This is a genomic window from Allocoleopsis sp., from assembly GCF_036703385.1.
Lineage (GTDB): Bacteria > Cyanobacteriota > Cyanobacteriia > Cyanobacteriales > Coleofasciculaceae > Allocoleopsis.
Window position 1 is genome coordinate 1 of sequence record NZ_DATNPA010000283.1, and the last position, 26,869, is coordinate 26,869.

Sequence of the window (26,869 nt, forward strand, 5' to 3'; positions counted from 1 at the left end):
GAAACGTTTTCCCATACCATAATAAGTGTGGGTCCGCTTCCCACTCGCTGGGAAAACAACTTGAATGGAAACGCGCGGTCCATGCCGCGTTGACCAACTGCTCTTCCCACTCGCTGGGAAAACAACTTGAATGGAAACCACCGGGCCGCCATTGCTAGCAGGAGTGACAGTACTTCCCACTCGCTGGGAAAACAACTTGAATGGAAACGGGAACCAAGAGGTTACCGACTAAAACGAAAGAAGCTTCCCACTCGCTGGGAAAACAACTTGAATGGAAACAAGAATTAAAAGGTCGCTACACATCAAGCGCAGCACGTCGCGACACGACTTCCCACTCGCTGGGAAAACAACTTGAATGGAAACTTCTGACCAGCCGTAAGCGGCGTGGTAGAACAGCTTCCCACTCGCTGGGAAAACTCATTCAGTAAACTAAACGAATCCCTCGGCACCACCGGGGGTTAATTATTAGAAACGAGGGGCGAACCAAAATTACTCCTCCACAAGCTGGAGAGTTTGGATGCTTTTGTGATGGTGTTTCCGTAAGTTCTAGTAAACGCGATTAGCCAAAAGCTCACGCAGACCTAACGGGAGCATATCAGCCCTCACCCTAAATCCCTCTCCCACGGGGAGAGGGACTTTGAACCCGCATTCCGCACCCTCGACTGGCACAAGACCCTCGAAGACTCGCTAACGCTTCGCTATCGGTTTTTACGCAATTGGGAATTGAAAATTAGTAGCCTATACTACATACACTACGTAAAAAACTCTTTCGATTACCCATTACCTATTACCCATTACCATGCATTACGTAGTGTGACACTTCAACTCAGAAAACCTAACGCAGCAGCGCACTCCAAGTTGTGGGGCCAACAACACCATCGGGTGCAATATTGAACTTTTGTTGAGCGGCTTTAACAGCAGTTTGAGTGGCTTCCCCAAAGACCCCATCGACGGTGGCTTTTAGAAATCCGAGAGTTTTGAGACGCTCTTGTAACTGGACTACGGCGGGGCCTTGCATACCCTGCTTGAGCACTGGCAAAGTAACCACGGCGGCCTGAGAACTGGTTGAGGTGGAGGAGTTGGCAGGGATTGAGGCAGGGCGATTGGAATTTGGGAGGTTTCCTGAACGGGCTACTGCTGGCTTTTCGGGAGCTGGCCTGTTAACGCGATCGCTAGTATTGGTAGATTGAACGATAGTAGGAACCGGGAAAGACGAGGCTGGGTTATTGGACGAGGTTGGTGCACTCCTTACTGGCGCTGGGTTATTAGACGAGGGCGGCAAAGTCCTTACCGGAGCTGGGTTGTTGGACAAAGTCGGTGAAGTCCTCACCACTGAAGTCGTGGTTGGGAACAGACGATTCCAAGTGGCGGGGCCTGTGATTCCGTCAGGAGTCAAACCGGCAGCTTGCTGGAACTGAGAAACTGCGATCGCAGTACTTTCTTGATAGACGCCATCCACAACATCTTTGTAGTACCCTAAAAGTTTCAGCGCCGCCTGGAGTTCAGACACCGCCGACCCCTCGCTACCGAGCTTGAGAATCGGTCGGTTGATGGATGTATCAGCAATCAGCTGAGCAATAGTTTGAGCGGTTGATAAGTCGCCACTGGCCTCAGCTGGCACGTTTTCCAAACCAATCATCAGTAAACTGAGTGTGCTGCTGTAAATCATCCAGCGGCGAACACCTTCAGCGTTAGGTACACCTAACGTTAGGTTTTTAGCCATCGCACTCACTCCTCATACCAATCCTTAGCACACAAAGGGTTATCGGTGGATTTTGGAGTTATAGTGCCCTATTCTCTTTAAGCCTGTCAAGAGCAAGAGGTCTTTTGATTTAAAAGGGGCTTCATCCCTTCCCTGACTCCTTTCAGTCATGGGCAGAGGACGAAGACTTCTTTCTGCCTGCTGCCTTCTGTCCTCTGCCTTTCTGGGTGGCTATATCGGTGTTGCCAATGGATTGATTGCCTCAGCGGGTCCGACCAGTGACACATAAGGTTCCGTAAAGTAACGGCTCGCTACAGTTTGAGCCATTTCGGGCGTAACACTGATAACATCTTGCTGAAACTGAGTATCAAACTCAATTCCTAAACCTAAAGTCTCGTACCAGCCATAGACTTGGGCAAGCTGTGCATTGGTCTGTTTACCGAGTGCATACTGACCGAGGAGTTTATTTTTGGCAGCCTGGAGTTCCTCAATACTCAGCTGTGTTGAGCAAAGGCGTTCTACTTCTTTTTCAAGACCAACGAGCGCGGTTTCGGTATTATCGGGTGCTGTGCCCATGTAGACTACGAATGTGGAGGCTGACTTGCGGGTGGGATAAAAGGCTGAGACATCATAAGCTAAACCTCGTTTCTCCCGTAGCTCAACAAATAAGCGGCTGGAAAGACCATTCCCCAAGTAGGTATTGATCAGTTTCAGAGTGGTGTAGTCGTCATGGTGTAAGGGTGAGGCAAGATAGCCCAGCATCACGATAGACTGCTGCGTCTCTTGGGGCGTCATGACTTGGCAGGGCTGGGATGTGACTAAGGGTAACTGTTGGGTCAGCAGGGGCGCTTCAGGCGGCTGCCAACCCCCAAATACTCGCTCAACCTGTGCCACTGCCTCTTCAGGGGTTACCCGACCGACGACGCTAATCACCATATTGTCGGGGCGGAAATGGGTCTGATGAAACAGTTCTAAGTCAGAACGGTTCAGTTGAGATACAGTGGCTTCTGTCCCCAGAATGGAGAGAGCATAGGGATGGTCGCGATACATCGCCTGCCGCAATTGGTCAAAAGCGATCGTGAAGGGCTGCTCTTTTTGAGAGCGAATGTCCTGAATCGTGAGGTGCTGTTCGAGTTCTACTTCCTCTTCTGGGAAACTGGGGTGTAGCAATATTTGTCCCGCTAGCTGTAACATCTCAGGCCAGTCGGTGGAGACCGTTTTGAGGGAGAGTAAAAAGTAATCAGTTGCTGTATCGGCACTGAGATTAGCTCCCACTGACTCGATCCGTTCGGCAATGTCTATAGCTGAGAGTTGATCTGTCCCTTTGGTAATCACGGTTGACAGCAGGTGAGATAGCCCTGCTTTTTCTTTAGGCTCCCACTGACTACCCGCTCGAATAAACAGGCGTGTAGCAATAATATCTGCGGCTGAATTTTCGATCGCGAGTACAACGATACCGTTATCGAGAACCGTGCGATGAATCAGCGGTTGTTGGGGTAAAAAGGTCGCAGTTTGAGGCATTGGATGTTTGGTCAGGGGTTGAAGGTCGAAAGTTAGAAGACTGGAGGGTTGAAGAGGAAAAACAATTTTGACTCCTATCTGAAGCTTAGAGCCTTCAACTTTCAACTTTCAACTTTCAGCAATGCGTCTCCTCTGCTGTCATGGGTTTTACAACCGTAACGGCGTAGTGATAAGGAGAAAGATATTGCTGTGCCAAGTGCATTAAGTCAGATGGCTTAAACCGTTGAATCTGATTGGGATAAGTGACGGCAATATCAGCTGTAGCAATGGTGTTGTAGTACCCATAAAGACCCGCTAGCTGGCTTGCCGTTTCTGTGGAAAAGGTATAGTCATTACAGAGCAAACGCTGACAGCGGCTGAGTTCTCGTTGTGAGATGGGTACGTTCTGCAATTGGAAAAGGCGATCGCAAATCAGCTCTTCGACTTGTTCCAAATATTGTGGCTCTAAGCAGGCACTAATGGTAAACAAACTCGAATCCCGTTGCAGTGAGAAATTACTCCCAATGCTCAATACTAATCGCTGCTCTTCCCGCAACTCTCGCACCAAGCGAGAAGAGCGTCCATCGGCGAGGAGTACAGAGAGTAAATCTAAGCCATAAGCATCCCGCAATTGTTCTACACTCGGTCCCACCCATGCCATCAACAAACGAGCCTGCTCTAGGCGCGGCAAATACACCTCCTGACGACGAACTCCTGTAATGGGAGGTTCTGCCTGCGCTTCAAATAGCGGATACTCAATGGGGGTCGGAAAGTCCTGAAACGACTGATTGATTACATTCAATGCCGATTCTTGGTCAACCCCGCCGACTATCACGACTGTCATATTTTCGGGTTGGTAGTGAGTGGAGTGAAAACAGCGCATCTGATCAGGTGAGTTCATCATCAGATGTTCTTCGGTTCCTAGAACCGAGCGTCCGTAGGGATGACGCTGATAAACGCTTTCACTCAAAGCCTGAAATCCTAGCCAATCAGGATTGTCGTAGCAGGCATGAATTTCTTCCAAGACTACATCCCGTTCCCGGACAAATTCCTCTTCACTGATGGCTGGGTGCAAGAGCAAGTCTGCCAAAGGAGGTAAGGTATCTTCTAAGTACTGAGCCGCTGTGGTGATAAAAAAGTGAGCATAATCATGGCTCGTGGCGGCATTGGAGATTCCACCGCGACTTTCAATCACAGCGTCAAACACACCAGGCGCTAGCCGTTCGCTTCCTTTAAAGATCATGTGTTCCAGGAAGTGAGCCATACCAGACCAATGGTCGGGTTCTGTACTGGCACCCGCTCGTACCCACACATCGACGACCACGACAGGTGTCGCTGGGATGTGTTGATAGATAACGGTCAGTCCATTCGCCAGCCTGAAGACATCAGCAGGAAATTTTGAAGCAACCAGCGGCTCAGTTAACAATTTTTCTAATCTCAACTATCTCGGTAATTTTAATTAGTTTATAGTAATGCTTCATCAATTCAGAAGTTGAAATGTCGTGATATGTAGACAAAATCTAGGATACTCATCGGCAATAGAGTCGCTACAATGGCTGACATCTCTTCCTACAAAAAAACCCCCAGTCTCTCAGGACAGGAGGATTTGATGGATTACAGATTCCCCAAAACGCCGTCTTACCTCAGTTTATGACCTGGATAACCAGGGGGGTACCGTGGGTATCTCGTTTAAAGTTTCCGGGTACATGCCCGGTCTACTGCCACAAGATGACTTGGTTCCCTTTTTCATAAAGTCAAGATCAAAAAACACTATTGGCAGTCACCAACGTTCCAGTAAAATCCGTAACTTTATCCATTCTAACCATTTCTTCCAGAATGACCACCCTTGACATGTTGCTACTAACTAGCTCTGGCTAACGCTCAAGCCAAGCGATCGCGCTCTACCTGAGTGTCCTGTACAATCGATACGAGGTAGCAAAGCGACTACATACACACGTCTTAATCTATCTTGATTCGCTCAAACCTCACCCCTTGACAATCGCTCACCGCAATTTTCTTTATTTGATTACAGAAACGGGACAGGCGGTTCAGATGTCTATTCACCGTCCCAGTTCCTTCGTCGTCCAAAACTTAGAGCGCGTCTTACCGGATTGGAATTTGCCAGTGCTGTGGGTGGTGATTGTTTTGCAGCAGGCTCGATGCGAACTGGTGGACATCACGCCTGAGAGTGAGCAAGAGAAAGAGCGGTTAAGGGAGAAGTTTTTGCGCTTTGGCTTTGAGGTCGCGTTTAGTTTACGCGATCGCGGCTTCTTGAGTAACTTGATTGACCCTCGGACTGGTTACCCCTTGTTATCACAACCTGGAGAAATCCTGCACGATGATACGGCTGTAGTCAAAGCGCTTTTGGGCTTGCCCGTGATTCACAATCGCTGCTGTGTCTTAGAACATCCTGTGTGGGGGAAAGCTGTTTATCCCAGTACTTTACTCACCTCTGCTCCTCCGGAAGTCATCGAGCCGATCCTAAGAGGTGTTGGAGTGCAGCAGGGTTGGAAGGAATTAAATCCTAAGTAGATAGTCTGGGCTTTCGCATATGGCGGGAATGAAGGGGACTAAGGATGCGGTTGAGTTGGCGCAGTTGCTCTGCTGTTCCCAGGCAGATTAACACATCTTGCGCCAGTAACTGGGTGTCAGCCGTCGGCCCCGCGATCAGACTGCCATCTACCCGACGAATAGCCAGAACTAAGGCACCACATTGCGATCGCAGTCGAGCTTCCCGGAGCGTTTGCCCCACCATCGGACTGGTTAGGGGATCGAGCAAAAACTCTTCCATATAAAAAGCGCGATCGCTCCCCGTGAGAATACCATCCATAAAATCTAGTACTTGAGGTCTGAGAGCCGCTGCTGCCATACGCTTACCGCCCGTAATATAGGGGGAAACCACCGCATCTGCCCCAGCACGTTGCAACTTTTGTACCGCTTCTTCCGTACTGGCACGAGCGATCGCCCGAATTTTCGGATTGAGGGTTTTTGCTGAGAGCACCGTATATAGATTTTCTGCATCAGAAGGGAGTGCCGATACCAAACAGGTGGCTCGTTCGATTCCCACTTTGAAGAGTGTGTCATCCAACGTTGCATCTCCTTGTAGAGCCACATAACCCAAATCCTGAGCCTCCTCTATCTGCTCAATCTGAGAATCGATGGTTACAAAGGGGATACCCTCAGACTTAAACTCCAACGCAATCTGACGCCCAGTGCGCCCAAATCCACACAGAATGTAGTGGTCATTTAACGTATCTATCAAGCGCCGCCGCTGCCTCAATCGAATTCCTTCTTGAAAGTAGCCCTGAATCAAAGCTTCTGTAAACCGATTAACGATATAACCGATAGTGATGACACCCATCAAAATCAGGGCGATCGTAAACAGTCGTCCGCGTTCACCAAGCGGATTCGTTTCTCCATAGCCAACCGTTGCCAGAGTAATCACAGTCATATATCCTGCATCTGACCATGACCAACCCTCTACCAGGCGGTACCATAGCGTACCGAATCCGGCGACTCCCAATAGAGCGATCGCTCCACCAATTAACTCGTTACGGAGGCGTTGATATTTTTGTTCAAGCGTTGAATACACCGCCTGTTATTACTTTTATCGAGATGGGTGAGGGAAGAAGTTTCAAGGATACACCATCCAGGATTGTTGCGGTTAAGGCACGGTGGTAGCCATCGGTATCCCCAAATTTACCGATGTAATTCTCTAATGCAGATTTCTTTTGTCAGGGTTTACTGGTAAAACCAGAGGGCGGAAGTACCTCTAGCTAGCCGTTTCCCTAGATAAGATAAAGTACGGGTAATTCAAGCTGTCAATGAGGCGTCGTGTTAGGACAAGTCTAGCGGCCTTCCCTGGTTTAGCCTGTGAGGTAGTGGCAATTAAGCTCGACCCAAACCTATCCCATCCGTCCTCCAAAGATTTATCCTCTAAAACTTCAATAAGGATTAAATTAGTGAGTCTAGAAACTCTTCCCATCCCCTCAATCCCAGCCGAGTCAGCTTCAGCGATGTCTGCTCCCTTTGATGCTGCTGACTTTGACGCCAGTGTGATGTCTACCTACGGGCGCTTTCCCATTGCCCTAGAACGGGGAGAAGGTTGTCGTGTTTGGGATACCGAAGGACGCGAATATCTTGACTTTGTTGCCGGGATTGCCACTTGCACGCTTGGTCACGCTCACCCTGCCCTGAGCGAAGCCGTGACGCAGCAAATCCAAAAGCTGCACCATGTTTCTAACTTGTACTACATTCCAGAGCAAGGGGCATTAGCAAAGTGGATTATCGAGCATTCCTGCGCGGAGCGGGTATTTTTCTGCAACTCTGGGGCAGAGGCGAACGAAGGGGCTATTAAGCTGGTACGGAAGTACGCTCATACGGTACTAGACATTGAAAAGCCCGTGATTTTGACCGCTCACGCCAGTTTCCACGGGCGGACACTCGCGACGATTACTGCCACTGGTCAGCCGAAGTACCAAAAGAACTTTGACCCATTGGTGCCGGGGTTCCACTACGTTCCTTACAACGATATTAAGGCCATAGAGAATGCGGTTACCGATATCGACGAGGGCAACCAGCGGGTGGCGGCGATTTTGATGGAACCCTTACAGGGAGAAGGCGGCGTCCGTCCGGGAGAGCTGGAATACTTCCTGCGGTTGCGGAAAATATGTGACGACACAGGCATCCTGCTTATGTTGGATGAAGTACAAGTAGGCATGGGTCGTACAGGCAAGTACTGGGGGTATGAGAATCTGGGGATCGAGCCAGATATCTTTACCAGTGCCAAGGGGTTAGCGGGTGGCATCCCTATTGGCGCGATGATGTGTAAGAAGTTCTGCGACGTGTTCCAGCCGGGTGACCATGCCAGTACCTTTGGTGGGAATCCCTTTGCCTGTGCAGCTGCGATCGCGGTGGCTCAAACCTTAGAGCGAGAGAATATTCTGCACAACGTGCAGGAACGTGGTGAGCAACTACGGGTAAGACTGAGAGCGATCGCCACTAAATATCCTCATCTATTTACCGAAGTGCGTGGCTGGGGTCTGATTAATGGCATGGAACTCAACGCCGATATTGAATTAACCTCAGTCCAAGTCGTGAAAGCCGCGATGGAACAGGGGTTGTTGCTCGTTCCAGCCGGCCCCAAGGTGATTCGTTTTGTACCGCCGCTGATTGTCTCGGCAGAAGAAGTTGAGCAAGCTGCTCAGGGATTGGAAAATGCGATCGCGACGTTAGCCTCTTAAGCACAGCTGAAGAAGGGTAAAAGGTTGGAGGTTTAGTCAGTCAAAGGGTTGGCAGGTTAGTCAGTTTTTTCTCCTGCCAACTTTCTTTTTAACCTTCAACCTTCAACCTTCAACCTTCAACCCTGACTACGGACAGGAAGATTCGGGGCTAAGATTTCCGTTAGGGAAGCCACTAGAAATCCAGCCAGATGTAGGTTGTGAGATCTTAACCCAAGTCCGTCCTTGGCTGTCTTTTTGAGTCTCCCGGGGATTAGCTAGTTTAACCGTATTCCCTACATACACCCCACCAATCCTCGGGGCTGAAAGAACCGGCGTGTTACGAACAGCTAAGCCTTCTGGTGGATAAATAACTTTGCGGCAGCTGTTGGCGCTGGACGTGGGTGTGGGGGTCGGCGTCGGCGTCGGTGTAGGCGTCGGCGTCGGCGTCGGCGTCGGAGCAGGTGTGGGACGCTTAGTGCGACTGTCGCAAAGTGCGAGGTCGCTTGCCCGGACATAGCCAGCTACAGGAGCGCTAATCGCAATCCAACCATTGACTCCGGTGTCGGCAAGAAGCACTCCATCGTTCTGAGCCAAAGTTCTGATCGACTGACTGGAAGTGGAACGTTCTGGGTACACAAATATTCGCTGTTTAGCAGCTCGACACTGTCCCACTAGCCCCTGCGCCAGTTGAACGTTGCCCTGATGCCCAGATAAGTTAGATTCTGATGTTTGCGTAAAATTGGCTGCCGTGCTATCGGTAACAGCATTAGAGGGCGCGTTTAGATACCCTATACTACTCAATCCTAAAGCCAAAATAGCAACCGACTTGCCCCAGAGGGGGATTGTGTTCATATACTCAACTCCTCATTTCACCAAAATGACTGCGTTATAGACTTCTAGATCAAAACAACGCCCAAGTGGCAGAGTCTAGTGTTTCTAGATAGCTAATCCAGTACAAAAGGATATTAGCGCTCCTGCCCTGCCTGACTTGACATTAGTTAGGATAGTTAATCTTGAAATCTCTTAGTCAAATAGCATAAAAAGAGGCCTGTGCCAATCACCCGGAAAATGGCAATGGTGTCAAGGTGTCTGTGTCTAATACCATTTTGGACGCGAGGATTTTGGATTTTGGATTGCACAAGCCTTCTGGAGGCAATGGTTTCAATCTATGATCTGTTGCATCCTGTGTTTAAAGTGGTATGAGAATGACGATTAGGACTGATGAAACCAAGCGGTTAAAGCAACGGCTAATGCATCGGCGGCATCGTCGGGTTTGGGAATATAGTCTAAATCTAGCTCTCGTGCTACGGCTTGTTGAACCTCATACTTGTCTGCATTACCATAGCCAGTCAATGCTTGCTTAATTTGAGCCGGTGTAAACTCTAGCATAGGAACATTACACTGTGCCAGCACCAACATCAAGACGCCTCGCGCTTGAGCTACAGTAATTGTGCTGCTCATCCTGTAGAAAAAGAGTTTTTCAATTGCCACGAGATGAGGTTGCCACTGTTCCATCAGGATGTGTAAATCATCATAAATCGTACACAGTCGCGTTCCCATCTCAGTCCGAGCGGGGGTTTGGATGACACCAAAATCCAGTAACTGCACCGATTCAGACATCGGTTTGGCTTGGGAGTTGCCACTATTGTTTGCTGCCACCGCTAAGGAGGTTACCGCGTCCCGCGCTCCTGTCGTTTCTGTCGTTTTCACAAGAATTGCCCCAAAGCCTAAAATGGCTAGCCCTGGATCGAGTCCCAAAATTCGCTTTTCCATCTGCCTTGACTAGAGGAAACGTCCATCCAGTCTATTACTCTGAATTGGAGACGACAGAACGAAGCGCTCCTTCAACTCTGCCGTAAGCTTTTCATCATAACTGCCGAGATGCTGATGTCCGATTTATCAGACCCTTGTCTAATTTTCCAAATCTATCCTGGTGAGCTCTTACTCACGCGTCATAAACTATATGGCAACTTTAACCACACACCATCGGTCACATGGAGTCTAATCCTTGAGTCTTCTCACGGTGTTTCGTTAAAGTCTATCCAGTCTTTGCATTCCCCAGACTTGTATCAGTGATGTCATCAATCAGTCTCTTCAAACGAGCTCTACGCACCCTACAACATGAATCGAAAGGTCGGACGCCCCAGCGAGTCAACCGATGGTTTAAGTGGTTAGCTCCTGGATTATTGGTGAAACGGTGGTTACTCATCAGTGCTACTGGTGTACTCTTGACCAGTCTGGGGGTAGCGATTTGGGCAAAGCTAACCCCAATTTTTTACTTACTTGACTTCACGTCGAATGTCTTGGAAATGATCGCGATCATTGTCCCCAATTACGTTTCGGGTCCGATCGCAATTCTGTTCGGTCTGGTCTTGATTTTTTGGGGCCAGACTCGGACAGTTAGCTCCATTACGGAGGTGTTAAAGCCAGAGGGCGATAAAGAACTGATTGATGTCTTGATGGCTCATCGCCGCCTGAACCGGGGTCCAAAAATTGTTGTTGTGGGCGGTGGTACGGGTCTTTCCACCTTACTTAGAGGGTTGAAGGTTTACAGTGCCAATATCACAGCTATTGTGACTGTAGCGGATGATGGGGGTTCAAGCGGTCGGCTACGGCAAGAGTTTGGGGTATTGCCGCCAGGGGATATTCGCAACTGTTTAGCCGCTTTGGCAGACCAAGAGAAGTTGTTAACCGAACTGTTCCAATATCGCTTCCAAGCGGGGAATGGTTTGGTAGGTCACAGTTTTGGTAACTTGTTCCTGACGGCGATGAGTGAGATAACGGGGGACTTGGAGCGAGCAATTGCTGCCAGTTCTCAAGTCTTGGCTGTGCGAGGGCGGGTACTCCCTGCCACTCTGAGCGATGTTTGTCTGTGGGCTGAATTAGAGGACGGGCGTCGGATTGATGGGGAGTCGAATATTACGGCTGCTAACGGTAAAATCATCAAAATTGGTTGCACTCCTGAACATCCACCTGCTTTACCGGCTGTACTTAAAGCGATTCACGAAGCGGATTACATTATTATTGGCCCTGGTAGTCTCTATACGAGTATTATTCCCAACCTGCTGGTACCTGAAATTGCTGATGCGATCGCCAAAACCTCAGTCCCCCGCATTTATGTTTGTAATATCATGACCCAGCCAGGGGAAACGGTAGGATATAGTGTTGCTGACCATATCCGCGCGATCGATGAAGCTTGTGGTCAACCGCTGTTTGATGCCGTGTTGGTACATCGCAAAGTGCCCTCAGCTCAGTCTTTAATTAACTATGCTCAAGTCGGTTCTCATCCCGTGTTTCTGGATCGAGACGCTGTTGGAAAATTGGGACGTCGCATTGTGTTGTCCAACGTGATGGATGAAGATGAGGATACGAATTGGGTGAGGCATAATCCCGAACGGCTAGCGCGAGTGTTGCTCCGGTGGTATAGCCGAGCTCATAGTTAGAAAGGATTCATCGGTCATTAGTTATTAGTCAAAAGCATACTTCTACCTCTAATTGGCTTGACTTTATAACAAAGGACTCATTAATAGGCACTCTAAGGACTAATGACGGATGACTACGCTCTTTCTTACTGATGCTGAAGCGACGCGATCGCTGGGAGTAAAATTAGGGAAATCACTCCCAGCTGGGAGTGTAATTTTATTAGAAGGCGATTTAGGGGCAGGAAAAACTACATTCGTTCAAGGCATTGGGGAAGGGTTGGGGATTGAAGATGCGATCGTTAGTCCCACCTTTACCCTAATCAACGAGTACCCAGAAGGACGTATCCCCCTGTATCACCTGGATTTATACCGCCTGGAAGCCGCACAAGTTGAGGCGTTGAATCTGGAAAGTTATTGGGAGGGGGTTGATTTCCCTTTGGGAATTGTTGCGATCGAGTGGGCAGAACGGTTGCCTTACAAACCTCAAAGTTATCTACACCTGTGTCTGACTTACTCCCCAGAGAGTGGGCGTCAAGCTGAACTTATCCCAGTTGGTGGGTTTGATTGGGGTGCTATGGGGGCTGAACTATCTCAAATCCTGTAAAGGATGTGTCAGTCAAACCTTAATCTGCTCCGAAAAACTTATCTAAACCTAATCGAACTAGATTTAGCGTTTTCTTCGCAATGTTGAGGTTGAGACCCTGCTCAATTAGCGAAATTTATAATTTCCCATATTAAAAAAGTTACTCATATTTCAAAATTTGTAAGTCAATTTAGCAAGCTTTTTAGAGATTTAGACTAGCTCTTCCACATTTTTTCAGATGCCGTTAAAATCAAGGCAATCAAACTTACCTCCTTAGCCCTGATTATTGTTGGCGTGATTGGGCTGAATGCTAGCGGTAGTACCCATTGATTCAGACCTAATCCACAGTATTTGTGGCAGCCTCAAAGGTTAATGCTTGACCTCTCACTTCCGTATTCAACTTCCCTTTTTCATAAACCACTTGACCCCCAACAATCGTATAAACAGGCCATCCTGTCAGATTCCATCCTTCAAAAGAACTCCAACCACATTTAGTGACAACTTCCTCCCGTAAAACAGGATGGTAATTGTCTAAATCTACCAGTACTAAATCCGCATCGTAACCAGGAGCGATCGCACCTTTTTTCGGAATGCCATACGCCTTCGCCACCGCCATAGACATCCAGTTCGAGACTTGGCTAACTGTACAGCGCCCCTGCATCGCTTGAGTCAGCATTAAGGGTAGCGATGTCTCTACTCCTGGCATTCCCGAAGGCGAGTTGGGATAGGTTTGGGCTTTCTCTTCTAAGGTATGAGGAGCATGGTCAGTTGCGATAAAATCAATCACACCATCGAGAAGCGCTTGCCAGAGAACTTCGTTATCATGGAGCGATCGCAACGGCGGATTCATCTGTGCAAGGGTACCAATTTTTTCATAAGCACTCGTATTGAGTAATAAATGTTGGGGTGTGACTTCCGCCGTCACCCAACTCGGCTTATCTTGCCTGAGTAATTCCGCTTCTTCGGCAGTAGACATGTGGAGAATATGCAGCCGTCTTTGATATTTTTTAGATAGCTTCAGTGCTAACTGAGTTGCATTGAGAGCCGCTTGATTGTCCTGAATGGTGGAGTGAATGGCAGGGTCACTGATTCCTGCAAATTCTTGTCGTCGTTGATTAATCCGGCCTTGGTCTTCGGCGTGAACGGCAATTAAGCGAGTCCCTTTGGCAAAAATGGGTTCTAACCCTTCTTCGTCATCGACCAAAAGCGGCCCATGCATCGAACCCATAAAAATCTTAATCCCACAAGTCGGCTGAGCCTCAATTAGATCTTGCCGATTTTCGGGGGTGGCTCCGATAAAAAAGCCATAATTCACCAAACATTTATCGGCAGCACGCCGTAGCTTATCATCGAGTGCCTCTTGCGTAGTCGTCAAAGGACGAGTGTTAGGCATTTCCAGAAAAGACGTGACTCCACCCCTAGCACAAGCACAGCTTGCCGTAAACAAATCTTCCTTATGTTCTAACCCCGGCTCTCTAAAATGTACTTGTGGATCGATGACTCCCGGCAACAAAGTCAAACCATTTGCGTCTATCACCCTATCCGGCTGGGTGGCAGAGGCCGTGATTTCGGGTGCAACCTGAACAATTTCTCGACCACGAGTCTGGACATCTCCCACTAAAAACTCACCCGTTGGCAAAAGTATACGAGCGTTGCGGATGAGCAGACAGAAGTCAGAAGACATAAGAGGATGCTAAAATTCGACGGTGATTCTATAGTCGCATTTAAATTTGTACAGTTATATGTAAGAACGGATTTATTTAGATGGGATGCTCTTAGCGACTCATCGGTTTTTCCCCGTCACTGAAACTCGTAACTCCATGATGATTGAACAGTTATGACTCGTTTGCAGGATCAAGAGCCTGAGAAACAGCCTGTACAAAACGTTGAAAATCCTTGGGTAGAAGCCTTCAAGACCCTTGCCGTGAGCGGTATTCTTGCCTTGGGAATTCGCAGCTTTGTGGCAGAAGCCCGTTACATTCCTTCGGGCTCGATGCTGCCAACGTTACAGATTAATGACCGCCTGATCATTGATAAGATCAGTTACGACTTTCGAGACCCAGCACGGGGAGACATTGTTGTATTTTCTCCTACTGAAGCCCTCCAGCAGCAAAATTACCAATACCCCTTCATCAAGCGCCTGATTGGTCTGCCTGGTGATAAGGTTGAGGTGAAAGGGGGTCGAGTTTATGTCAATGGTCAACCCCTGCGGGAAAAGTACATCGAAGAAAAGCCGAATTACAACTTTAGTACTGAAGAATTTAACAGTAGGCTCAATATAAAAGGTGGAACGGTACCCCCTAACCAATACCTCGTACTGGGAGATAACCGCAACGATAGCTACGACTCTCACTATTGGGGTTATGTCCCCCGCAGCAAGATTATTGGTCGGGCTGTGATCAGATTTTGGCCTCCAAATCGGGTAGGCGAGTTGGGCGAGGGCCCTGTTCCTGCAACTCCTAAGTAAGAAGTGAGATTTAATTATCGTTATTGAATAGCAATGACTCGTACACAAAATCAAGAGCCTGAGAAACAGCCTGTACAAAATGTTGAGAATGCTTGGGTAGAAGCCTTCAAGACCATTGCCTTGAGTGGTATTCTCGCTTTTGGGATTCGTAGCTTCGTGGCAGAAGCTCGCTACATTCCTTCGGGCTCGATGCTGCCAACGCTACAGATTAATGACCGCCTAATTATTGATAAAGTTAGTTATCGCTTCCAAGACCCTCAACGAGGTGACATTGTGGTATTTATGGCTCCTAAGGAGGCGGGTCATTGCACCAATCCTCTGGCTAAAGATCCACAAGCTCCCCGTGATGCGTTTATTAAACGAATCGTTGGCCTACCTGGAGAAGAGGTGCAGGTTAAGGAAAAACAGGTTTATATTAACGGAAAACCCATGCAGGAGAAGTATATCGAGGCTCCTCCTGGCTATGAATTCGGCCCTTTTAAGGTGCCTAAAAACTCTTACCTTGTACTGGGAGATAACCGTAATAATAGCTGTGATAGTCACTACTGGGGGGCTGTCCCGCGTGAGAACATTATTGGCAAAGCTGTAGTGCGATTTTGGCCTCTAAATCGTGTTGGTGAATTGGGTGAGGGGCCTGTCTATCCTGCCAAGTCAAGTCAGCAATCACTCTAGTATCAGTGAACAGTAACCAGTGACCAGTGACTAGTGACCAGCTGTAAGAGTTTTATCGAAGTTCTCGAATGAGATAAAAAAGGTAGTCCGTAAGGGCAAAGCATACCTTGCCCCTACTGTGTTCCCTATGCTGCTCGTTCTCCACCCAATTCTTAATCTGCAATCTCCAATCCCTGAGGAGGACACCAGGTTTGCACAACACGACCGATTAGCTGTTGTCCTAACCAGGGGGTATTGCTGGAGTGAGATTTGAGGGTGTGTTTCTCGATTTTCCACGTCTGTTGGGGATTGAACAGAACCAGTTCAGCCGGTTGATTTGGCGCGATCGCACTTAGATTTTGTTGTAGACAAATAGCTGGTTTTGTGCTAATTCGCTGCCATAGCTCTAACGCTGACCAGTCACCTGTCTCGACCAGGGTATGCCAGAGTAAGGGTAAAGCGAGCTCTAAGCCGATCGCACCCGGTGGCGCTTCGGCAAAAGCAACGGTTTTTTCTTCGTAAGTGTAGGGCGTGTGATCAATGGCGATCGCATCGATAATTCCCTCCCGCACCCCTCGTAGTAGTGCGGCTTGGTCAATCGGATTGCCCAAAGGGGGTTCCAAGCGTAAATTGGGGTCATAAGTACTGAGATCTTCCGTATTCAGCAATAGATGCATCCAAGTGGTGCTCGCCGTTATCGGTAATCCTCGTGCCTTAGCATCCTCAAGGAGTTCCACACTGCGACGGGTAGAAATACGCATGAGATGGACGGGAGTGCCGGTAGTGGCGACGATTTCCAAGATGGCCGCTAGGGCAGTGGATTCTGCGATCGCAGGAGTTCCCGGTAAACCAAAGCGCAGGGATTGCACCCCTTCTCGCATCACCCCATTTCCTGCCAACTTAAGGTCACAAGGGACGAGTGCTACGGGTTTACCTAAAGGTTGCAGGTATTCTAACGCCCGCCGCAGTAATCCCAGATTTGCGATCGGACGCCCATCGGCAAAACCCACTACCCCAGCAGCGGCTAATTCAGCCAGTTCCGTCATTTGCTGCCCTTCGACACCCAACGTGAGAGCACCCCAGCAATAAAGATGAGGGAGAGAGGGAGGGGGAGAATTTCCTTTTGTTCTTGCTTTTTGGAGTACTTGCAATTTCTGGTTCAATGCAGCTAACCCAGAGGGGTTATCCAACGCAGGGACGGTATCCGGTAAAATTGCCAAGCGTGTGAAGCCGCCGGCTGCTGCCGATTCCATCAGTGACAACCAGGTTTCCCGTTCCTCAAATCCGGGTTCCCCAGAGTGGCTATAAAGGTCTACCAATCCTGTGCCTAAAATCAATCCCTGACAATTTCGCACCAAGGTATCACCAGGAATCTCAGAAATAGACGTTTCAACCGCCTTAATCAATCCGTCTACAATCAGAACATCAGCCAGTTGGTCAGTTCCAGAGACTGGGTCTAAAACTCGAACTTGTTGAAGTAGTTCACTATCCATAGAACTTGAACATATACCCTACATTCCCACTTCCCCATCAAAGGTACCCCCCTGATCCAACAAGGGGGAAAGAGAGAATTTTAATCCCCAATCACAATATCAGTATCTGTATCATCAGGAACTAAGCTGGACTCGTACACGAAAATACCATCATCTGACCCGACGAGGCATTTGCGGAAGTCACTCTTGAGTAAGCGAATGAGATAAGACCATTCTGCGAGACGGTAGCCAGATGCACCGTATTGTAGGCCGATAATCTTACCAATTTCATACTGGGAATTTCCAAAATCGTCTTTCCAATATGGCCGAACTTGCTAAAGAAAGTGAAACTTGGGTTTGGGGAAGTGTTCTGCTGGTACTTGGATATGCCAGTAAGCAGATAATTGCTGGACTGAATCTATGATGATTAATTAAGCTCCAATTTATATAGGTTTGGGGCTAGAGCCAGTGTTTGGATTTCCAGGTCACAGCACTGGCTCTTTACTTAGACTTAATTTAACGTTTTATATAGTAAAATACAATACATATCTTGTAGGGGCGGGTTTAGGGACTAAAATCGGTAACTGTCTATGGATTCCCTCCCTCCCAAAAGAAGTATTTCCCAGAAGGTATCGCTGTCTCTGCCCAAAGTATCCGCCGAAGTGCGCCTCTCAATACTGTCTCAACCTATCGGACTCGTGAAATAAAAGCTACTAATCCTTAGCGATCGCCTTACATTGACTTAACTGTTACGGCTAGCTGTAACCCCAATGCATCCAGCAAGGTACTCAAACAATAAAATTCAATTTCCCCCTTCTCCCCTAACATGCGATCGAGTTTGAAATAAGATTGCTTGACTTGTTCTGAAAGCTGATCAACTCCACCCTGCGCCTCAACAACATTTTTAAGCGCTTTCCTTAACATTTTAGGGTCGCCTTCTTCTAAGACAACTTCAATGTAAGGCGCTGCTTCCAGTGGGTCTTTGAGAGCTTCAATCAGTTCTTCGTGATAACTTATACTTCTAGGCATCATCTCTACTCCTACAATCTGCCCAATATTCCTGAGCTTTACGAATATCTTGTGTTTGAGTGCTTTTGTCACCGCCACACAAAAGAATAATAATTGTTGAACCTTCTTGCCCGAAATATATGCGGTAGCCAGAACCGTAATCTATTCTCAGTTCAAAAACGCCTTCTCCAACTGACTTATAATCCCCTAGATTACCTTCTTCAACTCGGTCAATCCTTGCTCTAATTTTAGCCCTTGCTCTTCTATCCCGGAGAGAATCACGCCATTCAGAAAAAGGACTTCTCCCATCTACGGTGACGTAAATTCTAATCTCTCTTGGATGTACTTCCATGATTTTCCGGGAAGTCTAGAAAATCTAACTATACAACTGGGAGAGCGATCGCTTCTTTAACAGTGTTCGCAGACTCTTACGCAGGCCAACGCCAGTTGTAGCGATTCCACTGATAAATACCTTGAATTTCGTACTCGCTGCCGTTGTCGAAACGAATGGTACAGTTGTAATACGAACCGTCGCTGTCGGACTGCTGAGAAATCCTCACCACCGTGCAAGCAAACCACTCACGAGTACAAGGGCCATTCTCTTGCACCCACTCCCAAAGTCCATTCGAGACTTCGATGCGATCGCCAACTCTCAGCTTTAAGTTATCCGACGACAGTTCGGCGGCCAAATACTGCGCTAAATGCTTTGGTTTGACACGATTGAGCCATTGGGGGCCGTAATTCTCCCGGATGAACTGTACCGATCCAGACTGGCGGTTATGCAGCCAATCGTTAAGTAATTTTATCTTCCAAGGGCGATCGCGTTTTTCCTGTTCTTGGACAAACTGCAACAAAGCTTGGCGCTGTTCCGCTGTTAGTTCATCGAGAGGATTAGCAGCATCGTCATCGTCATCCCCTTTGGCTGATGCCAGCAGTGCTGCACGGGTTACAGATTCAGTTACGACTTGCAACAAAATTTGTTTCTGCTGATCACTCAGCGGACATAAACTCGTTTCACACTGAATAAAGGCAGCTTGCAAGACAGCTTCAATCTCAGCGGGGGTCATAGCATGTCAAGTCAGCAGGCGGACTCACGGCTCTTGGGTAACATTCCGAATAAAGAAAAAACCATCTCTCCTCATTATTGCAAAGGTTCAACCGCACAACTTACAGAAGTTTGCTGGCTTGCTTTGCGGTAAGCTGTGGATTGGAGCGGTTCTTCAAGCCTGAAGGAAGGAGGAAAGATAAAATCTTCTGCTTTTTCATCCTTTATCCGACGCAACGCGCTATCCGAAACTCATACGAGGACATGCTACGCCGTTTTAGCACAACACCAGAGTTTGAGTGAGGACATTAGCAAATGGGAAGCGATCGCGTTCTTCGGAACAAACTTTACCCTTTTTAGTAAACGTTAGTTAATAGTGCCGTTTATGCGATTACAAAGTTGGTTGGTTACCGTTACTGTGTCTTGTCTTCTCTGGGTCATCAGCTGGGTGTTTACCCCTGCGGCTTTGGCCTTAGTCCAAATTCAACTGTCTGACATTTCTTATCATGAATGCCCTCCTGATGTAGCAGCAGGGACTGTAACACCTGGGGGAAACGCCAGTGCGGCTAACTGCTTCATCGTGACGGGTAAAGCCGAGAACAAGTCTGGTAAATTGGTCGTCAATGCCGACATTTTTGGTCGCATTTACGATGCCGATAACAACTCAATTTTACAGAATCGTACTCGGCTCGGATCGATCGACGAGGTGCCACCGGGCGTCAGTGATTTTGAACTGAGAATCTCGGTTCCAGCTAATCAACCAACACCCTTGCAGCTCAAGCAATTCAAAGCTTCTGGTTTTACAGGAAAAGTCCGCCGCTAAATGGGCAGACGATTTTCCCAACTTTTTGGCTATTAACACTCCTGCGCTTCGAGAAGTTTTACCCCAACAGGAGTGGGCTCTCTTTGGGAATCGCTTGATGATTCTCTATCCCCAATTTTTCTTAGCCTCAGAATTGTGGTGGCATAGAGCCATAGGCTAAGTTACCGATCAAGCCAGACACAAGGTTTAAAACGATAATTGCCAGAATAGGGGAAAAATCCATCCCTCCAAGCGGCGGAATGAATGAACGAAAAATGTTGAGGTAAGGGTCAGTGATGGGGCTTAAGAAAGCCTCGATCTGATTCATCCAGCTGACTGTGGGAAACCAGGTTAAGAGAATCCGGATCAATATTAAAAAGGTATAGATTTGGAGAAAGCGGGCGAGACTTGTGATTAGCAGTCCTGTAGCACTCATGAATGGAAAGCTTCCTTGCTAAGTTTTGATGAGGAGTTGAGCCTTGAAGTAAGTTTAACGGATATCATCCCGTTTCGGCTTACCCTAGTCGCATTAACAAGCTTCAGACAAAGGCGAGGGAGCTTTGAGGGATGTATCATTCAAGACTCGCGCGATCGCTCTAAGTCTATGCGATCGGGGTTTCCATTCACCGTACCCAGTTGTTGACGAACATCGTCAATCGCCGTGTTCAGCTGGGCAATTTTATCCTCCAAGCTCCGACGCGCCGCTTCAATACTTTCTTCAGAATTAAGCTGACGCTTTTTCCCCTTTATCGCCTTGGCTTCTGAACGATTCGCATTGAGCAAAGATTGTTCCGCTTCGTCGTCCGTATTGCGTTGACCAGCCACCAACGAGCCAATCAGTCCACCGATTAATCCGCCGACTATGGCTCCAGCCACAAATCCGCTTGCAAAACCATCACGCTGACTCATGTTCCTCTTGTGCTCTTGATTTTAAACGCCACTTAACTCAAGATTAGCGGTTGGCTGACCCCCCTGCCTACTGATACGAAGTTGCGTTGCTCCTACGGAGCCGCTTCGCTAACGTAGATACTACTTTCTCTTCCTTGTCTCCCTTGTCCCCCAAGTCTTCCCAGTCTTGCCTATCTACTACTATGAGCTGCAACTTGGTATGAGGAGGATACTGTAGGCCTCTACTCCGGGGGAGCCTGAATTTCATTTTTAAATAACCGGACATAGCCGGACATAATAGTACAATAATTCTAGAGTTGAGGATACCACTATTGTCAAATATGTCACCCCAAGAGAAGCGACCGAAATCCTTGGGGTTAACGAACGGACGCTCCGACGCTGGCACGAACAAGGGAAAATCGAAGCCATTTGGACAGAGGGAAGGCAACGACGGTACAACGTCGAGAGCTATACAGCTAGAGCTAGATCGGGACTGGACACCAGGGTTGACATCCTTTACGCCAGAGTTAGTTCTCGCGCCCAAAAACCCGACCTCGACCGACAGATTGACTACCTTATCTTCCGATACCCAGACGGGGAGGTTGTCTCAGAAATCGGAGGGGGTCTTAACTTTAAGCGGAAAAAGATGCTTGCCGTACTGGGACGAGTCTTGTCAGGAGATGTCAAACGCCTTGTGGTCGCTCACAAAGACAGATTGGCGCGTTTCGGATTTGACTTGTTTCGATGGCTCTGTGAACAAAACGGGTGTAACCTCGTGGTTCTCAATGAGTCAAGTCTCTCTCCTCACGAAGAAATGGTTGAGGACATCCTCGCCATTCTTCACTGCTTCAGTTCAAGGCTTTACGGACTCCGCAAATACAAGGCTCAGATGCAGGAAGATCCGGATTTACCCAAGCGTCGAACTTAATAGGATATGGCGCAAATGGTTGGCAGCCTGCCGATATTGTTTCAATCAAGCTATTGCTTATCAACGGCAAAATAAGCGGATAGGGAAGCTAAAGCTACGAAATATCATCATGCAGTCTGACTTACCTAAATGGGTGAAAGAAACACCTTGTCACATCAGGCAAAATGCTATTTTTGATGCTGCTCGGGCATATACCGCAAGCACTGAGGCTAAGTTCAGAAGTTGCCGTGACCTCCAGCAGACAATTAAGTTTAATGAGCGCAACTTTAGTTCGGGTTGTTGGTATCCCAAGCTGACCAAAGAATTAGGGTTTACCGTTTCTGAAGCATTACCTAAAACCTGTTCAAATGCCACTCAGCTGACATTTTCCAAAGGAAGATGGTTTGCCATAATTCCAGAAGAAATGATAATTGAGCGAAAAAACAAGGATGGCGTTATTGCTTTAGATCCAGGGGTGAGAACTTTCCTAACTGGCTTTGATGGGTCTAGGTTCATTGAGTTCGGTCAGGGTGATATCGGTCGCATTACTCGATTATGTCAGCACCTTGATAACTTAATTAGCCAAATGAGTAAGGCTTGTCGAAAACAACGACGAAGAATGCGTCAAGCCTCTCATCGGATCAGAGCTAAAATCAAAGACCTTATTGATGAAGCCCATAAACAAATTGTGCGTTATCTAACCGACAACTACCGAGTCATATTTCTTCCTACCTTCGAGACTTCCCAGATGGTTGCCAAGGCTCGCAGAAAGATTCGGTCAAAAACCGTTCGCTCAATGCTTACTTGGGCACATTATCGGTTTGAGTTGTTCTTAGCTCAAAAAGCAGAAATGACCAACACAATTGTCATAACGGGTTCAGAAGCCTATACTTCCAAGACCTGTACCAAGTGTGGTCATATTCACCGTTCCTTGGGAGGTTCCAAGGTTTTTAAGTGTCCATCTTGTGGTCATACTTTGCCACGAGACATGAATGGTGCCTTGGGCTTTATGCTCAGGGCTTTGCGGGATACCGCCTTCACCGTTAGCAATGATGGTGTTGCTATCGCTGCATTGTCCGGGGATTTCCCGTATTGTGTCGCGTAAATGTATCAGCCGTGTCAACTGATCTAGTTTCAGCTGAGAAAAAGCTCACGAATTCCAGCACTGCCAATTTCCACTGCCAGTGCGGCTAACAAAAAACCTAGAAGTTTAATGATAATCAGCGCTCCCTCTGGACCGATCCAAGCGTCAATTCGTCCTGCCATACGCACAATCAGCCAGCTTACGATCATGGCAGAGACAATACCCATCACTACGCTTAAATGAGCTGTAGGAGATTCGGACATCAACAGCATTACAGTAGTGAGTGTCCCAGGTCCAGCTAACAAGGGTAAAGCCAAAGGGGTAATTGCTACATCACGCCCCTGTTCAACAACAGGTGTATCCATTTCTCCCTCTAACATACGCAAGGCAATAATGAGCAGAAGTAGCCCCCCTGCTACCCGCAAAGACCCCATACTGATATCTAAGTACTTTAAAACCCATTGACCTGCAAAGGCGAATGTCAGCAGCACTCCTGTCGCTATCATCATGGCTCGATCCACGACACTGTGCCTTTGCTCTGGCTCCATACCCTTCGTCAGAACCAATAATATTGGGACATTGCCCAAAGCATCCACTAGGACAAACACAGCAACAAATGTTTTGATGAGGATGGAAATATCGACCACTGGAGTTTAGAGAGATTTTCTCCACTGTAACTTCAATCCTATTCTCCTGTGTCCCACCTCGAAAGACTGTGTTCTCTGCGTCCTTTGTGCCTTTAGGGTTAAATTCTCTTTCAATTTACTCGGAAATAAAAACCAAGCTGCCATCGTGCGATCGCCACTCCAATTGAGCGCCAGTTTCTCTGAAGCCAACAATCAGGTTTTCTGAGGAGGTGAGCTGTAGGGTGGATTCCCTCAGGCGTTTCCTAGACCTGCGACAACACTCGAACAATGAGATGTGCGTAACCGCTCATCTAGTTTAATCTAATCTCGGAGCTGTTCACGGCTTAGGAGCCGCCCCGCTGATGAGGGAGCATCGCAACTACTACTTTATGAAGTTTATGAAGCGATCGCTACCTCTTGATTGCTACTGCTTCCGGAAAGAGAGCGAGAGTACAGGAGTTCACGAGACTCTTGCTTCACCCTGCCTTCCATCGCTTCCTGCTGTAATCTGATAAACGCTTTAAAGTCTTCCCAATCGTACTTCTTGGATAGAAGCTGGCGTAGTTGGTTTTCAGCTTCCACAGTCAGATAACCAGTGGTCAGCGCTTGCTGGGCAATTTCGCGGATGAGATTCATGGTAGATATCCTTATGGGTTTGCTAAATAAAGGCAATACGACAACTCTTTGGGGAACTTAACCTCAAGAAACAGGTCTAGCAGTAGGGACGCAACAACTTAAGTTTTGTTTCACGTTTCCGGACTATTGTCCAAATCGGCTGTTTTCGTTACATCAATTTACATGCGTTGCTTTATACAATTTTTACATTTCGAGGGATTCATGGGAAGTTTACATAAAAATTAAGGAAGAGATTCTCTGTCTGAGGTAAGATTAGAGGCGATATTCTCTCAAAACATACAAAAAGCTAACGTTCTCGCTGGAAAACCTCGCTCAGGCTAATTTATTTGGGCGAAAGCTTCATGCTAGGTCTTTAGATAGGGGCAGGGCAGAAATCGGGGGAACTGGGAGAAAATTCTCAATAACTGATTCTGGGAGAGAATTCTTCTCCACTCCCCCAAGTTTTCTTACTTCGTCTACTGACGAGTGATTCTGCCAGACAGCGTTTGTGTAAGGCAGATGCTACATATACTGAATATAGACGCTAATGTCAAGCAGAAATTCGTTACAGGTGATTAACACGAGCGAATCAGTTCTGTAGGAGCGATCGTTGTATCTGGCAACACGTTTTGTGAACTGATGAGGGTGGGAGTAACAGCCAGCGTCCCTCCAAACAGGAAGCATATAGCTTTTGACCACTCTGCCTGCTATATTTACCAGAACTTAGCTATAGAAGTCTCCGTCCTACATTGCCAATGAAGCCCTATCTTGCTGCCGCAATTCAAATGACTAGCTTGCCTGACCTAGAGAAAAACCTGGTAGAGGCGGAAGAACTTATAGAACTTGCCGTGCGCCAGGGTGCCGAACTCGTCGGCTTACCTGAAAACTTCTCCTTTTTGGGTACAGAGGAAGACAAGATTGCTCAGGCAGAAGCGATCGCTCAAAAGAGTGAAAAATTCCTCAAAACGATGGCGCAGCGTTTTCAGGTATCTATCCTAGGCGGAGGTTTCCCGGTTCCTGTCAACGGGGAAAAAGTTTACAATACCGCTCTACTCATCGATCCCAGTGGTACCGAACTCACCCGTTACCAGAAAGTCCATCTATTTGATGTAAACGTCCCCGATGGTAATACCTATCGAGAATCAAGTACGGTGATGGCTGGTACTCAGTTGCCAACGGTCTACCATTCGGAACAGCTAGGCGGTTTAGGGCTTTCTGTCTGCTATGACGTGCGCTTCCCAGAACTGTACCGACATTTGGCTTACAAGGGCGCTGACATTCTGTTTGTCCCTGCTGCCTTCACAGCCTATACAGGTAAAGACCATTGGCAAGTCCTTCTGCAAGCCAGAGCCATTGAAAACACTTGCTATGTCATTGCACCGGCACAAACAGGGCGTCACTATGCTACCCGCCGAACTCATGGTCACGCAATGATTATCGATCCGTGGGGGGTGATTTTAGCGGATGCTGGAGAAAAACCAGGAGTTGCGATCGCAGAAATTAATCCCGTTCGCCTCGATCAAGTCCGCCGTCAGATGCCTTCCTTACAACACCGGGTCTTTGTTTAAGTGATTCCAGGTTGAAGATTGCAGGTTTAGGTTAGTCGGTTATACCAAAATAATGAGTTTAAAGCCCCGTCCTTCCTGGACGGATTTTCTTATTTTATAGCTATGAATAGCCGTAAACCTGATAAAATACCATCATGATTGTACTAGAGTTTAAGTTAAAAGGTAAGCCGCAGCAGTATCGGGTCATTGACGACATGATCCGCACCGCTCAGTTTATCCGAAACAAAGCACTCCGGTACTGGATGGACAACCAAGGCGTTAAGCTATCCGACCTCTACAAACAATGCGCTGTCCTAGCTAAAGAGTTTGAATGGGCAGGAAAACTTAACTCAATGGCGCGTCAAGCTTCGGCGGAACGTACCATTTTTGCTATCCAACGGTTTTTGGCTAATTGCAAAGCCAATAAACCAGGGAAGAAAGGATATCCGCAATTCAAAAAGGGAACTCGTTCTGTTGAATACAAGACATCAGGTTGGAAGATTTCTTCAGATAAAAGAAGTTTAACTTTCACTGACGGTTTTGCAGCAGGAACGTTTAAGTTAGTCGGTTCTCGTGACTTGCATTTTTATGCGCCTGATGAGATTAAGCGGGTGCGGGTAATTCGTCGTGCTGATGGGTACTACACGCAGTTCATTGTCAATGTGGAACGGAACGAGTCGGTAGTACCATCAGGTAAAGCTATTGGGTTAGATGTTGGGTTAAAGCACTTCTATACCGATAGCGCTGGAGGCACCGTAGCCAATCCTCGCCATCTCCGCAAAAGTGAGAAGGCATTGAAAAGGGCGCAGAAACGGGTTTCCAGAAAGAAAAAGGGGTCATCTAACCGATTGATGGCTATCAACAAACTAGGAAGAAAACACCTGAAGGTCAGTAGGCAGCGTAAGGACTTTGCCATAAAGACGGCATTGTGCGTAGTGAAATCTAACGATTTCGTAGCTTATGAAGACCTTCAGGTGCTCAACATGGTGAAAAACCATAAGCTTGCCAAAAGCATTAGTGATGCAGCTTGGTCGCAGTTTGTACAATGGTTGCAGTATTTAGGGAAGGTGTACGGCAAGACGGTTGTTGCTGTTGCTCCCCAATACACCTCCCAGGACTGTTCGACTTGCGGCAATACAGTTAAAAAGTCGCTATCTGTCAGGACTCATCTTTGTGCTTGTGGAACAGTATTAGACCGCGACCACAACGCTGCACTGAACATCTTGGCTAAGGCTTTAAGGCAAGCAGGAATTGATTTAAATACCCTAGGGCATAGGGAAATTAACGCTTTCGGACAGACCGACCTCTACTCGTTGGTGGTGACATCA

Annotated in this window: 26 protein-coding genes, 1 other RNA gene and 1 CRISPR repeat array; of the genes, 11 read left to right on the forward strand and 16 right to left on the reverse strand. The window is 47.7% G+C overall.

All coding sequences use genetic code 11. From position 1 onward, the window contains the following. Window positions 1-36 precede the first annotated feature (36 nt). Window positions 37-363: direct repeats of the CRISPR family, unit length 36 nt; unit sequence CTTCCCACTCGCTGGGAAAACAACTTGAATGGAAAC. Window positions 364-835: 472 nt separating this feature from the next. The 4 genes from V6C93_RS13545 to ssrS all read right to left on the reverse strand — a co-directional run bounded on the left by V6C93_RS13545 (window position 836) and on the right by ssrS (window position 5,003). Further along, complete coding sequence (locus V6C93_RS13545) at window positions 836-1,723, reverse strand: peptidoglycan-binding domain-containing protein (RefSeq protein WP_333477184.1); 888 nt, start codon at window positions 1,721-1,723, stop codon at window positions 836-838. Window positions 1,724-1,933: 210 nt separating this feature from the next. Further along, window positions 1,934-3,223 carry a pitrilysin family protein gene (locus tag V6C93_RS13550; protein ID WP_333477185.1) on the reverse strand — a complete coding sequence of 430 codons (1,290 nt, stop codon included), beginning with the start codon at window positions 3,221-3,223 and terminating at the stop codon, window positions 1,934-1,936. 115 nt (window positions 3,224-3,338) lie between these two features. Beyond that, the gene (locus V6C93_RS13555) at window positions 3,339-4,628 is read right to left on the reverse strand and encodes a pitrilysin family protein (RefSeq protein WP_333477186.1); all 1,290 of its coding nucleotides are present in this window, start codon (window positions 4,626-4,628) and stop codon (window positions 3,339-3,341) included. 192 nt (window positions 4,629-4,820) lie between these two features. Continuing rightward, a non-coding RNA gene (ssrS, locus tag V6C93_RS13560) (6S RNA) lies at window positions 4,821-5,003 on the reverse strand. Between the two features lie 251 nt (window positions 5,004-5,254). On the opposite strand from ssrS, the gene V6C93_RS13565 reads away from it, so the two are divergent. After that, window positions 5,255-5,734 (forward strand): methylmalonic aciduria and homocystinuria type D protein, encoded by a 480-nt coding sequence (locus tag V6C93_RS13565; protein WP_333477187.1) that lies wholly within the window; start codon window positions 5,255-5,257, stop codon window positions 5,732-5,734. Here V6C93_RS13565 and V6C93_RS13570 read toward each other — a convergent pair. Continuing rightward, window positions 5,727-6,794, reverse strand: coding sequence for a potassium channel family protein (locus tag V6C93_RS13570; RefSeq protein ID WP_333477188.1), 1,068 nt, complete (start codon window positions 6,792-6,794; stop codon window positions 5,727-5,729). The two genes, V6C93_RS13565 and V6C93_RS13570, sit on opposite strands and share 8 nt — an antisense overlap. 370 nt (window positions 6,795-7,164) lie before the next feature. Here V6C93_RS13570 and V6C93_RS13575 point away from each other — a divergent pair, with 370 nt between their 5' ends. Continuing rightward, complete coding sequence (locus tag V6C93_RS13575; RefSeq protein WP_349262706.1) at window positions 7,165-8,445, forward strand: aspartate aminotransferase family protein; 1,281 nt, start codon at window positions 7,165-7,167, stop codon at window positions 8,443-8,445. A gap of 126 nt (window positions 8,446-8,571) precedes the next feature. On the opposite strand, the gene V6C93_RS13580 is transcribed toward V6C93_RS13575, so the two are convergent. Beyond that, entirely contained in the window at window positions 8,572-9,276 is a 705-nt protein-coding gene (locus tag V6C93_RS13580) for an SH3 domain-containing protein (protein ID WP_333477190.1), read from the reverse strand. 360 nt (window positions 9,277-9,636) lie between these two features. Further along, a complete protein-coding gene (ruvC, locus tag V6C93_RS13585) occupies window positions 9,637-10,197 on the reverse strand; it encodes a crossover junction endodeoxyribonuclease RuvC (RefSeq protein ID WP_333477191.1) in 561 nt (186 codons plus the stop codon). Window positions 10,198-10,499: 302 nt separating this feature from the next. On the opposite strand from ruvC, the gene V6C93_RS13590 reads away from it, so the two are divergent. Both V6C93_RS13590 and tsaE read left to right on the forward strand, forming a co-directional pair. Further along, the gene (locus tag V6C93_RS13590) at window positions 10,500-11,867 is read left to right on the forward strand and encodes a gluconeogenesis factor YvcK family protein (protein WP_333477192.1); all 1,368 of its coding nucleotides are present in this window, start codon (window positions 10,500-10,502) and stop codon (window positions 11,865-11,867) included. 109 nt (window positions 11,868-11,976) lie between these two features. Continuing rightward, on the forward strand, window positions 11,977-12,450 hold the full coding sequence (gene tsaE, locus V6C93_RS13595) for a tRNA (adenosine(37)-N6)-threonylcarbamoyltransferase complex ATPase subunit type 1 TsaE (RefSeq protein ID WP_333477193.1): 474 nt from the start codon (window positions 11,977-11,979) through the stop codon (window positions 12,448-12,450). Window positions 12,451-12,766: 316 nt separating this feature from the next. Here tsaE and V6C93_RS13600 read toward each other — a convergent pair whose 3' ends face one another. Then, a complete protein-coding gene (locus V6C93_RS13600; protein ID WP_333477194.1) occupies window positions 12,767-14,113 on the reverse strand; it encodes a dihydroorotase in 1,347 nt (448 codons plus the stop codon). A gap of 153 nt (window positions 14,114-14,266) precedes the next feature. Here V6C93_RS13600 and lepB (V6C93_RS13605) point away from each other — a divergent pair, with 153 nt between their 5' ends. Together lepB (V6C93_RS13605) and lepB (V6C93_RS13610) are read left to right on the forward strand one after the other, a co-directional pair. Then, window positions 14,267-14,896, forward strand: a complete 630-nt coding sequence (gene lepB, locus V6C93_RS13605; RefSeq protein ID WP_333477195.1) for a signal peptidase I — start codon at window positions 14,267-14,269, stop codon at window positions 14,894-14,896. A gap of 33 nt (window positions 14,897-14,929) precedes the next feature. Continuing rightward, on the forward strand, window positions 14,930-15,568 hold the full coding sequence (lepB, locus tag V6C93_RS13610; protein ID WP_333477196.1) for a signal peptidase I: 639 nt from the start codon (window positions 14,930-14,932) through the stop codon (window positions 15,566-15,568). A gap of 152 nt (window positions 15,569-15,720) precedes the next feature. On the opposite strand, the gene V6C93_RS13615 is transcribed toward lepB (V6C93_RS13610), so the two are convergent. From V6C93_RS13615 to V6C93_RS13630, 4 genes are all read right to left on the reverse strand, one after another. Beyond that, window positions 15,721-17,040 carry a dihydroorotase gene (locus V6C93_RS13615; protein ID WP_333477197.1) on the reverse strand — a complete coding sequence of 440 codons (1,320 nt, stop codon included), beginning with the start codon at window positions 17,038-17,040 and terminating at the stop codon, window positions 15,721-15,723. 711 nt (window positions 17,041-17,751) lie between these two features. After that, on the reverse strand, window positions 17,752-18,048 hold the full coding sequence (locus V6C93_RS13620) for a hypothetical protein (protein ID WP_349262707.1): 297 nt from the start codon (window positions 18,046-18,048) through the stop codon (window positions 17,752-17,754). Beyond that, a complete protein-coding gene (locus V6C93_RS13625; RefSeq protein WP_333477199.1) occupies window positions 18,041-18,379 on the reverse strand; it encodes a type II toxin-antitoxin system RelE/ParE family toxin in 339 nt (112 codons plus the stop codon). The genes V6C93_RS13620 and V6C93_RS13625 overlap by 8 nt, the downstream gene beginning before the upstream one ends. A gap of 76 nt (window positions 18,380-18,455) precedes the next feature. Continuing rightward, complete coding sequence (locus V6C93_RS13630) at window positions 18,456-19,094, reverse strand: hypothetical protein (RefSeq protein ID WP_333477200.1); 639 nt, start codon at window positions 19,092-19,094, stop codon at window positions 18,456-18,458. Window positions 19,095-19,457: 363 nt separating this feature from the next. On the opposite strand from V6C93_RS13630, the gene V6C93_RS13635 reads away from it, so the two are divergent. Beyond that, complete coding sequence (locus V6C93_RS13635) at window positions 19,458-19,895, forward strand: hypothetical protein (RefSeq protein ID WP_333477201.1); 438 nt, start codon at window positions 19,458-19,460, stop codon at window positions 19,893-19,895. 127 nt (window positions 19,896-20,022) lie between these two features. Here V6C93_RS13635 and V6C93_RS13640 read toward each other — a convergent pair whose 3' ends face one another. Next, window positions 20,023-20,310, reverse strand: coding sequence for a YggT family protein (locus V6C93_RS13640; protein ID WP_333477202.1), 288 nt, complete (start codon window positions 20,308-20,310; stop codon window positions 20,023-20,025). 140 nt (window positions 20,311-20,450) lie between these two features. After that, window positions 20,451-20,783, reverse strand: coding sequence for a hypothetical protein (locus V6C93_RS13645; protein WP_333477203.1), 333 nt, complete (start codon window positions 20,781-20,783; stop codon window positions 20,451-20,453). A 310-nt stretch (window positions 20,784-21,093) separates the two neighbouring features. Between V6C93_RS13645 and V6C93_RS13650 the strand changes: the two genes are divergently transcribed. Together V6C93_RS13650 and V6C93_RS13655 are read left to right on the forward strand one after the other, a co-directional pair. Continuing rightward, entirely contained in the window at window positions 21,094-21,690 is a 597-nt protein-coding gene (locus V6C93_RS13650) for an IS607 family transposase (protein ID WP_333477209.1), read from the forward strand. Beyond that, window positions 21,581-22,774 (forward strand): transposase, encoded by a 1,194-nt coding sequence (locus V6C93_RS13655; RefSeq protein WP_349262708.1) that lies wholly within the window; start codon window positions 21,581-21,583, stop codon window positions 22,772-22,774. The genes V6C93_RS13650 and V6C93_RS13655 overlap by 110 nt, the downstream gene beginning before the upstream one ends. Window positions 22,775-22,803: 29 nt before the next feature. Here V6C93_RS13655 and V6C93_RS13660 read toward each other — a convergent pair whose 3' ends face one another. Then, on the reverse strand, window positions 22,804-23,400 hold the full coding sequence (locus V6C93_RS13660; protein WP_333477205.1) for a MarC family protein: 597 nt from the start codon (window positions 23,398-23,400) through the stop codon (window positions 22,804-22,806). 375 nt (window positions 23,401-23,775) lie between these two features. Beyond that, window positions 23,776-24,015, reverse strand: coding sequence for a hypothetical protein (locus V6C93_RS13665; RefSeq protein WP_333477206.1), 240 nt, complete (start codon window positions 24,013-24,015; stop codon window positions 23,776-23,778). A 734-nt stretch (window positions 24,016-24,749) separates the two neighbouring features. Between V6C93_RS13665 and V6C93_RS13670 the strand changes: the two genes are divergently transcribed. Then, a complete protein-coding gene (locus V6C93_RS13670) occupies window positions 24,750-25,562 on the forward strand; it encodes a carbon-nitrogen hydrolase family protein (RefSeq protein ID WP_333477207.1) in 813 nt (270 codons plus the stop codon). Between the two features lie 134 nt (window positions 25,563-25,696). Beyond that, the coding region (locus V6C93_RS13675; protein WP_333477208.1) for a transposase at window positions 25,697-26,869 on the forward strand (1,173 nt) is incomplete at its 3' end.